This window comes from Planktothrix prolifica NIVA-CYA 540 (assembly GCF_963864145.1).
Classification (GTDB): Bacteria; Cyanobacteriota; Cyanobacteriia; order Cyanobacteriales; family Microcoleaceae; genus Planktothrix; species Planktothrix agardhii.
The window spans coordinates 1240459-1253491 of sequence record NZ_CAWLTW010000001.1 but is presented as its reverse complement, the minus strand read 5'-3'; the positions used below and the strand labels follow the sequence as shown (position 1 = coordinate 1253491).

General features: G+C 39.2%; 10 protein-coding genes and 1 riboswitch. Of the genes, 4 read left to right on the top strand and 6 right to left on the bottom strand.

From position 1 onward, the window contains the following. Positions 1 to 23: 23 nt before the first annotated feature. The 6 genes from AC559H_RS05740 to ccmS all read right to left on the bottom strand — a co-directional run bounded on the left by AC559H_RS05740 (position 24) and on the right by ccmS (position 5591). On the bottom strand, positions 24 to 1331 hold the full coding sequence (locus AC559H_RS05740) for a glycosyltransferase family 2 protein (protein WP_026793982.1): 1308 nt from the start codon (positions 1329 to 1331) through the stop codon (positions 24 to 26). Positions 1332 to 1339: 8 nt separating this feature from the next. Beyond that, a complete protein-coding gene (locus AC559H_RS05735) occupies positions 1340 to 1915 on the bottom strand; it encodes a YybH family protein (protein ID WP_233422978.1) in 576 nt (191 codons plus the stop codon). A 282-nt stretch (positions 1916 to 2197) separates the two neighbouring features. Continuing rightward, a complete protein-coding gene (locus AC559H_RS05730; protein ID WP_026786721.1) occupies positions 2198 to 3376 on the bottom strand; it encodes an LptF/LptG family permease in 1179 nt (392 codons plus the stop codon). Positions 3377 to 3541: 165 nt separating this feature from the next. Beyond that, positions 3542 to 4270: an LPS export ABC transporter ATP-binding protein gene (gene lptB / locus AC559H_RS05725; RefSeq protein ID WP_026786722.1), complete on the bottom strand. Its 729-nt coding sequence runs from the start codon at positions 4268 to 4270 to the stop codon at positions 3542 to 3544. Between the two features lie 22 nt (positions 4271 to 4292). Then, positions 4293 to 4835, bottom strand: a complete 543-nt coding sequence (locus tag AC559H_RS05720) for an LptA/OstA family protein (protein ID WP_036831889.1) — start codon at positions 4833 to 4835, stop codon at positions 4293 to 4295. Positions 4836 to 5129: 294 nt separating this feature from the next. Continuing rightward, positions 5130 to 5591: a beta-carboxysome assembly chaperone CcmS gene (gene ccmS / locus AC559H_RS05715; RefSeq protein ID WP_347375202.1), complete on the bottom strand. Its 462-nt coding sequence runs from the start codon at positions 5589 to 5591 to the stop codon at positions 5130 to 5132. A 420-nt stretch (positions 5592 to 6011) separates the two neighbouring features. Between ccmS and AC559H_RS05710 the strand changes: the two genes are divergently transcribed. From AC559H_RS05710 to AC559H_RS05695, 4 genes are all read left to right on the top strand, one after another. Then, positions 6012 to 8798 (top strand): Calx-beta domain-containing protein, encoded by a 2787-nt coding sequence (locus AC559H_RS05710; RefSeq protein ID WP_026793979.1) that lies wholly within the window; start codon positions 6012 to 6014, stop codon positions 8796 to 8798. A 159-nt stretch (positions 8799 to 8957) separates the two neighbouring features. Then, the gene (locus AC559H_RS05705) at positions 8958 to 9806 is read left to right on the top strand and encodes a M48 family metallopeptidase (protein ID WP_026793978.1); all 849 of its coding nucleotides are present in this window, start codon (positions 8958 to 8960) and stop codon (positions 9804 to 9806) included. A 110-nt stretch (positions 9807 to 9916) separates the two neighbouring features. Then, positions 9917 to 10067, top strand: a riboswitch (cyclic di-AMP (ydaO/yuaA leader). A 259-nt stretch (positions 10068 to 10326) separates the two neighbouring features. After that, positions 10327 to 12468 (top strand): cation:proton antiporter, encoded by a 2142-nt coding sequence (locus AC559H_RS05700; protein ID WP_026793977.1) that lies wholly within the window; start codon positions 10327 to 10329, stop codon positions 12466 to 12468. Between the two features lie 16 nt (positions 12469 to 12484). Then, positions 12485 to 12976 carry a hypothetical protein gene (locus AC559H_RS05695; protein ID WP_071782710.1) on the top strand — a complete coding sequence of 164 codons (492 nt, stop codon included), beginning with the start codon at positions 12485 to 12487 and terminating at the stop codon, positions 12974 to 12976. Positions 12977 to 13033 lie beyond the last annotated feature (57 nt).

Below are 13033 nucleotides of genomic sequence, written 5' to 3'. Positions count from 1 at the left end.
GGATAGAGACTGTTTGTATAGAGTTACTTTATACTTATTTTATAACCCTTTTGGCCATAATGCTCTGTTTTTATCCACTGCGATCGCCCCCCTTTCACACACATCCTTAATGTAACAAAAATCATCACAGGAATCCAATGCACCATATAAAACGAACCTTGAATGGTTGCCCAAATTAATCGCCATCCTCTTAAATTTTGATATTGGTATATTCCTGCTATAAACCCAACCGTTAGAAGAAAACCGAGTAAAGTTTGCAGAGGGAAAAGAACCGGATGATGGCTATAAAAAACTGTCCATAAGAGATCGGCAATTAGCCCGATGGGAAGTAAAAATTGCAATAATAAAAATAATAATAAATCCAGTTCTTTTTGCCAATTTAAAGTTAAAATATTCGGAAAATAATCGAGGTAACGCTGATAGCCCCCTTCTGCCCAACGACAGTGTTGATGCCAAAGGCTTTTCCAGTTTGTCACCCCTTCCTCCTGAACTGCTGATAACGTGAAAAACTCGATTTCTGTACCAATTAAATATAGTTGGAATGTGAAATCTAAATCTTCAGTTACCGTATCTTCACTCCAACCGTTACACTGTTCTAGCAATTCTCGCCGCACTAACATTCCATTCCCCCGGAGTTCAGTCATTCCAGCCGCAGCAATACGATGAGTTTGCAGAAAAGCATCACAATTCATTTCCATTTGTTGGCAACGAGTTAGGAAATTGGTATCAGCATTAGAAATCGCTTTTCTGGTTTGTACTGCACCGATCGCATTTTGCCCAAATAAAGGAACGGTTTGTATTAAGAAATCGGCCGGAAGTTGAGCATCGGCATCACAAATTAACATAATCTCTCCCTGGGTAAAGGGAAAAACTGAGTTCAATGCCCCAGCTTTACCGCCTTTTGATTCTCGACGATGCACTTTTAACCCGGAAAATTGACTTTGCAATTGATTCAAAATATGGGGAGTTTGATCCGTACTCCCATCATCAATTACCCAGATATCCAAAAGAGCAGTTGGATAATTTAGGTGAAATAGGTTATCAACTAAATCAGTTAAAACGGCACTTTCATTTTTAGCGGGAACTAATATAGAAACTCTGGGCAAATCAACATCAACTTCTATCTGGGGCGAAGTGGTTTTTGCTATCAACATCCGTAGAATTTGAATCGTCAGGATTGCCGTTAATCCCCCCATCAACCATTGTGTTTGGGGTTGCCAGTGCAGTAAACTGACGATACCCCAAATGAATAGAACAACCAGCCTTGCTTTCCAATGTCGATTCGACTCGACACGGCTATCACGACTTAAGTGATCAATACGAGTTCCCATTCTATGAGCTACAGCCTTGACGTTACTTGTTTGCGGCTACGATGCCAGAACAGCATCCCCACAGCCCCCACGATAACACCGCCCAACCCCGTAGCAACGGCGATCGCACGCCCCGCTTTTTGAGCACCATACAGTAAAGGGTTATTCAGTAGATTAGACGAGAAATGCAGGGATTGAATCGTCCATCTCCCCTGAAACTTTTGCATCACGGCTGTCCAGCGCATTGCCATATTAGCAGAATTACCATCTTGGAAAGAGAAAGTTGCGATCGCATCTCCGTAGGAAACCTCAGTCTCCGACGAGAGAAACCTTCTCGGATCGTCCACCTTAACTTCCATTGCGATCTTTTGGATCGAACTGGAAAACTGCTGATTCCAGTATTTCTCAAACTCTTGCACCTGATGAAACACCTGGTTATCCACAGTTGTAATCGTGAATGAGGGGTGTAAGTAAGGCTCAATTTTGGAAAAATCACGAGTGTTGATAGCTTTCAAGGCTATCTCCCGCGCCTGAATAATCCCATTGATGTCCTGTTGATTAGCCTCTGCTAAGGCGCATTGAGGCATATTCCAAATTATCAACACTAGCAAAATGCTCCAAAGTAGCTGCCAATATTGATGTGCAATTGTGAATTTTTGTTTGTTCATAAGTAGTTACACAAAATAAATTACCTAGTTGAGAGAGGGAACAGCCCCCCAAACCCCCCGTGCACGGGGGGCTAGGGGAGGAGGGAACAGGGTGGAGGATGTGTAATTAATTTTGTTTAGGTACTTACCAGCTTGTTTTTTGACTTCAGTGCTAATCTAACATCTGATTGAAGTGGAAGTGAAAACTGCTGACCGTTGGAGTTAGAGATTTGACATATTCTATTTAGAAGAACGAACCAATAAAAAACTCGCAATTCCAATTCCTAAAAATGTAGGTAACCAAGCTGCAAAAAAGGGAGTCATAATTTCTTTTTGACCTAATGCTCCGGTAATAAAAGACAGTAAATAATATCCGAAAATCACGATTACACTAATCCCAAAACTGGTTGCTCGACTGGTACTTTGGGGTCTGCTTCCTAATGCAACACCCAATAATGCAAAGACAACACAGGAAAAAGGGAGAGCATATTTTTGTTGAATTCTAACTTGAGTTTTAACAATTTTTTGTTGATCTCCACTCAATTTCATTAACTTTAAATAATCTCGAGCTTGAGCAATATTCATCTCATCAAACCCTCGTTTCCGTGACGCTAAATCTAGGGGAGTACGAGAAAGTTGAATCTGTTTATGATCAAAACGAACAATATTACGATAAGAGCCATCGGGATTGACAATATAAACCGTACCATTAAAGAAATCCCAAGTATTAGCAGAAAAATTCCAATTAGCAGATTTTGAAGAAATAATTTGAGTTAATTCCGGTTGGGAAAGATCTAAGATAGTCACCTCTAACATTTTACCTTTGTCAAATCTTTGGGCATAAAATAACCGCACTAAACGACTAAATTTTTTATCAGTTCCTTCTATTTTAATTTTCTCATATTCGGGATAAAAAATATTATCTTCTTGAACAGGAAGGTTGCCTTCATTTAATGCCTGTTCATAGGTGACAGATGCTTTATAATTAGCCGCCGGAACAATTACCTCATTAAACCAAAAGGTTAAACCCGTGATCATTAAACTAAAAATCAATGTTGGTACTAATAGCCGATATAAACTAATTCCACAACTTTTCATGGCAATTAATTCACTATCACTTGATAAACGACCATAGACCATTAAGGTACTTAAAATCATCGCCATGGGAAAGGCTAAAACGATGAATTCTGGCATTTTTAAAAGAAAAACCTCAACCGCAATCCCCACGGCTAAACCCGACTCCGCCACCTGTCTAACCAAGTCAAAAACCGTTCCTACGGTTAATGCAACGGAACTAAATAATCCCACTCCAAACACAAAGGGCGGAACTAATTCTTGAATTAAATATCGATCTAAAATTGAAAGATAGGGCGGGAGAAATTTACCAGAAATAAAAGACTGATCAAAAGTAATTTTCATATAGCAATTCTAAATAGGTTGTACCATTTTAATACTGACATGAAAAAGCCAGAAGTTAGACCCCTGTTCCCTCCCCCCCTAGCCCCCCGTGCACGGGGGGTTTGGGGGGGCTGTTCCGGTGTTCCCTTTTGATCAGGGATTTTAAACACAACTCAAATAGGATTGCTATAGTTGAAAACTGTCACCTAAATAATACTGCCGCACTAGGGGATTATTATAGAGTTCTTCAGCAGTTCCCGATGCAAAAATTTGCCCATCTCGCATAATATAAGCTCGGTCTGTAATAGCTAAAGTTTCCCTAACATTATGATCCGTAATCAAAATTCCCATATTTCGAGTGCGTAACTGAGCGACAATTTCTTGAATTTCAGAAACTGCAATCGGGTCAACACCAGCAAAGGGTTCATCTAAGAGTAAAAACTGAGGTAATTCTAACCCCGCCGCTAAAGCCCTGGCCAGTTCCGTCCGTCGTCGTTCTCCCCCAGAAACCTGATAACCTAAAGTCGAGGCTACTTTTTCTAAGCGAAATTCCCTTAGTAAAGTATGCAGACGTTTTTGCCACAAATGACGCGGAACATGGGTTTGTTGCAACACCAATAAAATATTATCCTTGACAGTCAGATGTCGAAAAATACTCGCCTGTTGCGTTAGATAACCAATTCCTAACCGGGCGCGTTGATGAATCGGTAAATGGGTAATATCAATTTCATTCAGATAAACATTCCCTTGGGTCGGTTTTTCTAATCCCGTAGCAATATAAAAGGTTGTAGTTTTACCAGCACCATTTGGCCCCAATAATCCCACAATTTCCCCTTGAGAAACCGATAAATTAACCCGACTAACAACGGTACGTTTCCGATAGGATTTGTGAATATTCTCCAGCACTATTTTCATAACCAGATTTGTTAGAAATTATTTAAGGATTACGCGGTGCTGAAGGCGCGCTTAATGGGTTTTTAAAAGCAGGTTTAGGATTAAAAGGTTCAACTGTTGTGTTTTTCGGGCTGGCACTTTCATCGGGTACTAAATACATAGATTCGACCTGTCCTCCCCCTTGCGGTAAGGCGATAAACCGTCCTTCATCAATTAAATAGGTGACGGTTTCCCCGCGAATTGTATTCCCTTCTTGCAAAACAAATACATTTCCACTGAGAATGATTCGACGTTCTCGACTAAAATATTGGGCTTGGGCTGCGGTGGCCTGAATACTGCGGGCGGGATAGTTAATTTGAACATTGCCCCTAGCGGTGACAATTCCCGTTTGAGCATCGGCTTCTTGAATATCGGAGCGCACGGTCATCGCCCGCCCGACGGCGTTTTTAGCGGGGGGGGCCTGGGCATAACTAGCCGCAGAACTGACTACACTATCTGTAAGGAAACTACTGACTAGGGCAATGGGTAACAGGAGTGTAAACCCCAAGGGAAGGGTGATTGAATTTAACAGTTTGGCAATCAGCATTATGATGTTGGAAACTCTAAAATGTTGACTGGGCGGTGCAATTGAGTCGTAGACATTGAAATTGACACCTTATAGTCGGTGTGTCCATTGTACTCTATCCGCTTCATGACACTTACACCTACTCAAATACTTAAAATGCTGAATATATAGCAAAAGGCAATATAGATCGCCCTTAAACCAACTCTACATCACACGCACTCTATTAATGCCAAATCTACGAGGGTGATCGCTCTTTTTCAAGGTAAATAACTCAAGGTAAATAAGATGACAGGCCCACACAAAACTAGACAGTATCTACTGATTAGAAAGATTTATGATTTGATTCATAGAATCTTCTAAATGTTTTAATAAAGTATCGACATCTTTTCCAACTTGTTGAAAACATTCTGGGGGAGTAGGATTAGATTCAAAATAAATTAATCTGACATGATCAAAACCAATTCCAATGATTAATACTTCTTTTTCCGGTTGATACCCGTCTACAATTCCGACAATTTCTTTTAAGCGATTTTCAACATTTTGATTTAGTTGTTCAATAGTTGATTTCGGACAGGCGACAAAGTGGGGGGTAGGTTTGAGATCAATTCCGAGGGTATTGGGTTCTTCTCCCCATTTTAGGTGTAAACCCCAAGTTAAGGCGGCGAATTCCTGACGGTTATCTTTCACAAACTGATCCAACTGACTTTGCCAACTTTGCTGTCCTAAACCGGGTTGAGTGCTATCAGGTTTAATCATTTTTTGACTACTCGTTTTCACTGAGATATTATTTTAACCCATTATGGGTCAATTCTATCAAATTCTATGGGTCTAAGTCGATCTACTGATCAAAACTAGAATAACTGTAATAAAAGTCATGAATTTACTCAGTATTTTTAATGAGTACAGGATGTAATTAATAACTGAGTATCCTTAAAAATACGGTATTTTTTAAAATTGATGTATATTAAATTACTTTTATAAATCAATAATTTGGATAAAAAAAATCTAAATTTGAGAAACTTTTTGCCTCAATAAATCGTCTTCGCTGTTTAGTGCATTACTTTCAGGGTCAGGGTTTAAACAGCTTTTAAATCTACTAAATTTTTAATCAGATTAAATTAAATATTTTCCTGATTAATTGAAAATATCCTGAAAAATAGTATAGCTATTGTGAGTCTTTGCGAGGAAAATTAGATTATGAGTCTCGACACTTTTGATTCTGGAAATTTGTTTTTCAGTCCGACCCAAATTATTCCTAATCCTCAAACCTTATCTTTTGGTTTAGGGGTTAATCTTCCCATGGGTAGAAGTTTTACAAATATTACTCCGACTGAAACTAATTTTATTCCTACCAATAATTCTGATTTAATTATTGGTACTGCATTTCAGGATAATATTTTTGCTCTGGGGGGAAATGATACTATTTATGGTTTAGAAGGGAATGATATTTTAGGAGGAAACCAACAAGCTGATCTAATTTTTGGTAATCTAGGAAATGATAGTATTTATGCTGGTCAAGATGACGATACTTTAGCGGGAGGTCAAGATGATGATCTGATTTTTGGTGATGTAGGAAATGATTTTATTTTTGGCGATCGCGGTGCAGATACATTATTTGGAAATCAGAATAACGATATTATTTATGGGGGAAAAGAGGATGATTTAGTCGCCGGAGGTGAAGGAGATGATCAATTATTTGGTGATTTTGGGGATGATATTCTCTATGGAGATTTTGGTGCTGACACGGTAACGGGTGGAGATGGTAATGATCTATTTTATATTGGCAAAACGATGGGAGGATTTGCGATTAATGATGCTGATATTATCACAGATTTTACTTTAAATCAAGATACTATTGGATTATTAGGAGATCTGACATTCTCGGCTTTAAATATTACTCAAGGTACTGGAGAATATGCTAATGATACGATTATTCAGGATAAAAATTCTAGTGAATATTTGGCAATTCTCAAAAATGTAAATAGTAATAGTCTCAATTCTGATAATTTTGTTTTTGACGGTTTTGATCCAACACCCGATCCAACACCAATACCAACACCCGATCCAACCTCTGTACCGACTCCAATACCAACACCTGATCCCACACCAATACCAACCTCTGTACCAACTCCAATACCAACACCAGATCCGACACCAATACCGACTCAAATACCAACACCAATACCAACAACCGATCCGACACCAATACCGACTCCAGTACCGACTCCAATACCAACTCCAATACCAACCTCTGTACCGACACCAGTTCCAACACCAATACCAACGTCTGTACCGACACCAGTTCCGACACCAGTTCCAACACCAGTACCAACACCAGTACCGACACCAGTACCGACACCAGTACCGACACCAGTACCGACACCAGTACCGACACCAGTACCTCTTAGTGTTTTAGGGTTTAGTTCTGCTAATTTTAGTGTTAATGAAAATGGCACACTTATTAACACTATTACCATTAATAGAACGGGAGGAAGTAGTGGTTTAGTGACGGCACAAATCACCCCAACGGATGGAACTGCAACGGCAATTTTAGATTATACTAATACTCCCGTAACTGTGACTTTTGCAGATGGAGATATTACTCCAAAAACTGTAATAATTCCGGTCATTGATGATACAATATTTGAACCGACGGAAACCGTTAATTTAGCATTAACTATTACCGCCGGAACTGCAACGGTCGGAACTCAAAACACAGCTATATTGCAAATTGTTGATAATGATCCGAGTGATAATCTCCTGTTAAATAGTGCAACCTATTTAGGAACTACTGGAAATGATAGTGGTGCATCGGTTGAAATTTCCCCGGTTGATAATAACATTATTATTGCTGGGAATTTTAACGGTGTGGGAGCAATTCAACGATTACAGAATGGCAATACTGCCCCCTTATCCAATACACCATTAGGCGGTATTGTTAATGATTTAGATGTGGATCGAGATAGTGGGGAAATTGTAGCAGTTGGGGATTTTGGAATTAAGGTTTATAACCCTACAGCTAATACAGTTTTATGGTCACAACCGGGAACTTTTAATCGAGTTGCGATCGCCAATGATGGTACAGTTGCCACTTTAAATAATAGTACCGATACTATTACTTTATGGAATGGAACCGGAACTCAATTAACTAGCACAACCTTAACCGGAACCAATGTCAATCCGGCGGATATCACTATTGATCCTACCACAAAACAAGTCTTTGTTACCGGGTATAATCAAGTTACCAGTCTCTTACAAACTCCTTTCTTACGAGGGTTTGATTCTGCCTTGAATTCCTTATGGAAAACTTGGGATTTCAGTGCAACGGAAGTCACCGGACAAAACTTAGGGGCAGATACCCGGGGAGAACGGATTACTATTGGTAAAGATGGCGGACTTTATTTCTTAGGAAGAACAGATGGCGGCAATAATGTTTTTCAACGCAATGGTCAAAACATTACTCAAACTTTAGCAACCCTAGTTAATGTGGATTCTTTTAATAATTTCTCTGGTGCTGGTGCAGGAACTTTCACATTTCACGCCAAAATTAATCCTAATACTGGAATAGTTGATCAGGGTCAATTTATTGTCACCCGCACTAGCACTGGGGCGAATAGTTTTACTCCCAATTCGATTACGGCTGACGAATTTGGTAATATATATATAGGAGGATCTTCGGCTTTCCAATTACAAAATCGTCCTGGTAAAACGATTAATAGTCAACCCGTTGGTGCTTATACCTTGGGAGAAATGGCAGTATTAGGATTATCTGCAGATTATACTATCAGAAAATTCTGGACTCCGTTAACCCAAACTGGTGACGTAGATGGTGCTAAAGGCAGTGTGAATGGTTTTGCAGTTGCGAAGGGTCAAGCGGTGATTTTGGGAACAGTAACCCAACCATCTGTTACAATAACAACTAACGCGATTAATCCTAATCCATTAGGAGGAAATGATGCTTATTTAGCCACTTGGTCGGTTTAGGAAATCATTGATCACTCGCTAGGTTTCTAACCGTTATCTTTGATTGAGAAACCTAGTTTCTTAGATCTGCGTCGATCAGTTTAAATACCCTCTGATGATGCGCTAGAAGCGCAACAACGGGTTTTTTAGTATAACCTGTAAATTATCCCTGCACTTATTATGTTAAAACGTTTGACAATTGCCAGATCTTTGCGCCGTCGTTGGTTATATCCGGTTATTTCAATAACTCTTAGCCTGAGTATTGTATTGAGTTCGACGGTTGCAACTTTGGCAATTCCTTTTCCAGAATTAATTTTTAGAGGAATTCAGGTTATCCAGTTATCGAATTTATCTGCACGTCAGGAAGTTGCGATCGGCGAACAAATTAATCAAGAATTACTCTCAAAACAAGTTAAATTATTTCGTAATCAAGAGGCTCAAAGCTATATTAATCAAATTGGTCAACGTCTAGTCCAAGCCAGCGATCGCCCGAATATTCCCTATACTTTTCAAGTAATTGATGATAGTAGTGTCAATGCTTTTGCAACTATGGGCGGGTTTGTTTATGTTAATACCGGGTTAATTGCCGCTGCTAGTAATGAAGCAGAATTAGCGAGTGTAATGGCCCATGAAATCGGACATATTGCCGGACGTCATGCGATTAAACAAATGCGCCAAGCAGCTGTGGCTGCGGGGGTGGCTACGGCTGTGGGTGCGGATCAGAATAAATTAGTCCAAATTGGGGTGGAATTAGCCTTAAACCGCCCTAAAAGCCGTGAAGCTGAATATGAAGCCGATCGCATGGGTTTAGCTACCCTAGCCCGGGCGGGTTATGCTCCACGAGGCGCCGTTGATTTTATGGCTAAACTGTTAAAAAGTGGTTCTCCGCCAACAATTCTCAGCACTCACCCGGCTACAGGCGATCGGATTTCCGCCATGCAAAGACTTATTGATCCGAGTCAGGTTAATTCAGGTGATGGATTAGATAGCAATTCCTATCGCGCTACCGTTGAACGAATTTTATCTTAATTTCTGATCGAATTAATCGAAACTTCACGCGCCTTGAATCGAATTCAGGGCGCTTTTGATTGCTATGGATAGACAAAATTCAATCAATATGTTAAGTTAACCTATCAAGTAGAGTCAGTCAGCCTAATCCACTCTTTTTTAATGAGTTAGGAGCGGGGGAACCATATTTAGGGGCTTATCTTCGATTGTTTGTGATTGTCGAGAAGGACATCTCTCAGTCCTAGCCCGTCAGCTAACCCCGTCGGCTGTGAGAGAAGACTGTTGATCGGCAAAGTTTTAATCATTGCCCTCACCGGAATTCTAAGTACATCAGACTCTGTTATTAATATTCAATCCGTGAAGGTTGAATACTAGACACTTGCAAAGGTGTGTTGGGGTCATGGAAATGGCTAGGTTTTGTGGTTTGCTAATTTTAGGTAATCACAGATATAGATAACTCATTCTAAAATTCAATGAGTGCGGGGGTGAATAAATATTAATCTCCCTTTAACTTTCGTATTGTTCCAATTTGATGCTGACTATGAACCCTGCGATTTTAGTTCTCCTGCAAGTTTTAATCGTGATTGGATTATCCCGATTAATGGGATTATTCTGTCGTCAAATTAAACAACCCTTAGTAATTGGAGAAATTATTGCTGGAATTATGTTGGGGCCATCATTATTAGGGTTAATTGCTCCTAATGTGATGACGGCTTTATTTCCTGCCGAAACTTTGCCCTACTTGAATATTTTATCACAAATTGGACTGATTTTCTTCATGTTTTTAATTGGGTTGGAACTAAACCCTAAATATTTAAGTGGGCAACTAGAAAAGGCAGTTTTAATTTCTCATGTTAGTATTGTGGTTCCCTTTGCATTAGGAATTTCGACCGCATTAATTCTATATCCAATTGTTTCTAATAATGGTGTTTCCTTCACAGCGTTTGCTTTATTTTTAGGTTCGGCTTTATCAATTACCGCTTTTCCCGTTTTAGCCCGAATTATTACAGAAAATAATTTACAAGGAACTCGTTTAGGAACCTTGGCTTTAACTTGTGCCGCCGTTGATGATGTGACTGCATGGTGTTTATTAGCCTTAGCGATCGCCGTTACCCGAACTAACAGTATATCGGGGGCATTTCCCACAATTATTGCCTCAATTCTGTATATTATTTTAATGGCAACCGCCGGGCGGTGGTTATTAAGAAAACTCTCGATCCATTATCAACGCACAGGGCGACTTAGCCAATGGGTTTTAGCTTGGATTTATATGGGAGTGGTGGCTTCGGCTTTAATTACTGAATTGATCGGAATTCACTTGATTTTTGGAGCCTTTTTACTGGGGGCTGTGATGCCTAAAGATCCAGGTTTAGTCCGAGAATTAGCTGAAAAAACCGAAGATTTTGTCTTAATTTTTTTACTACCAATTTTTTTTGCTTACAGTGGATTACGCACGGAAATTGGCTTGCTAAATCGTCCTGAATTGTGGTTATTATGTGCATTAGTTGTGGCGGTGGCAATTATTGGCAAATATGTCGGAACCTATGTCGCGGCGCGGGTTAGTGGAATTGAAAAACGAGAAGCCTCCGCCCTGGGTTGGTTAATGAATACCAGGGGATTAACTGAACTAATTGTTTTAAATATTGGCTTAAGTTTAGGGGTAATTTCACCGTTACTTTTTACCCTATTAGTCATTATGGCATTAGTCACAACCTTTATGACTTCGCCATTATTAGAAATGACCTATCCCAAAGAGTTAATTAAACTCGATATTATTGAACCGGAAACTCAAACAACAAATCCTCAATCTCTTACTCCTGCTTATCGAGTTTTAGTTCCCGTTGCTAATCCCAATACTCAAAAAGGATTAGTACAATTAGCTTTAGCGATCGCCGGAAAACCGCCTGCTGTTGTTCATCCTTTAAGTTTAATCGAACTGGAGGAAGATTATTTATTTCAAAGTACCCCCGATGAAGCTAATCGCTTAATTGAGAAACAACGCCAACGTTTAGAAGAATTAATTCAAAGTTTAGAACCTCCTGAACTTAGACAAGGAGTTTATCCAATTATCCGCATTGCCCAGGATGTTGCTAAAAAAACGATAGAAATTGCACAAGTTGATCAAGCTAATTTAATATTAGTAGGCTGGCATCGTCCCGCCTTCAGTGACAATCGTTTAGGTGGGAGAGTGGGCAAAATTTTGAATACTTCTCCTACGGATGTCGCCGTATTTGTCAATAAAGAACAGCAACAAATTCAGTCTTTATTAGTGGCTTACGCTTCTAATATTCACGATGATTTAGGGTTAACTTTAGCTTTAAGAATGATGTTCAATGACCCCAATCGTCAGTTAAAAATTCTAGTCACATCCAACGAGGGGGAGGAAGAATTAAGCCATGAATTACGGAACATGATTAATGTATTACCTACCCAAATTCAATCCCGTTTAGAAGTGATTAGACTGCAAGAAACCGATCCTATTCAAGCGGTAATTGAAACTTCAAAAACCGTAGATTTAACGATTGTAGGTACCAGCCGCACCTGGGGAATTGAAAGGCAAACATTGGGAAGGTATACCGATCAACTAGCTCAAGATTGTCATTCATCTTTACTAATTACTCGGAGTTATTCTCAAGTTACCTCCCACTTGGAATCATTATTACAACAACCAATTAATTCCTAACAATTATTATCAAACTATGAGCCATAATTTTAACTGGAAATCCTTCCTATTTTATGCAGCTACAATCGCCTCAGTGCTGATCCTTTTTAAAGGAGTCACAGCCTATGGAGAAACCCAATTAAAAGCACCTGTAAGTATTGGGGGTGATTATTCTATAGAGTTTGATACCCCTCCCAATTGTTTAAAAGATAAAGATTTAACCTTGAAAATTGAACAGTCAGGGATTTATATTTTTGCTAATTTAGTATTAGAAAAATCTAAAGATAATTTGGATAAAATTCCGTTAAGTGGCAAATTCAAAGAGCCAGAAATGATCTTATCAGGAAATTCAAATCCGTTATTATTCTGTTCATCCGATCTTTCCCAAAATCCTAATCAATTAACACTCACAGGAGAATTTAAAGAAAAAATATTCATAGGTAAAATACAGGATCAAACCTTATCGAAGCCGATCAATTTTACCGCAAAAATAAACTCTGTTTCTCCCTCAGAAAAATCAACTCATTAATCACTAAAAATTATTGTTATTTTGGGAAATATGTGATACCATTAAAACAATTAATTA

Coding starts and splice junctions, on each gene's coding strand:
- AC559H_RS05730 (WP_026786721.1), bottom strand. CDS start 3,376: ATGAAAATTACTTTTGATCAGTCTTTTATTTCTGGTAAATTTCTCCCG.
- AC559H_RS05695 (WP_071782710.1), top strand. CDS start 12,485: ATGAGCCATAATTTTAACTGGAAATCCTTCCTATTTTATGCAGCTACA.
- AC559H_RS05700 (WP_026793977.1), top strand. CDS start 10,327: ATGAACCCTGCGATTTTAGTTCTCCTGCAAGTTTTAATCGTGATTGGA.
- AC559H_RS05740 (WP_026793982.1), bottom strand. CDS start 1,331: ATGGGAACTCGTATTGATCACTTAAGTCGTGATAGCCGTGTCGAGTCG.
- lptB (WP_026786722.1), bottom strand. CDS start 4,270: ATGAAAATAGTGCTGGAGAATATTCACAAATCCTATCGGAAACGTACC.
- AC559H_RS05710 (WP_026793979.1), top strand. CDS start 6,012: ATGAGTCTCGACACTTTTGATTCTGGAAATTTGTTTTTCAGTCCGACC.
- AC559H_RS05705 (WP_026793978.1), top strand. CDS start 8,958: ATGTTAAAACGTTTGACAATTGCCAGATCTTTGCGCCGTCGTTGGTTA.
- AC559H_RS05720 (WP_036831889.1), bottom strand. CDS start 4,835: ATGCTGATTGCCAAACTGTTAAATTCAATCACCCTTCCCTTGGGGTTT.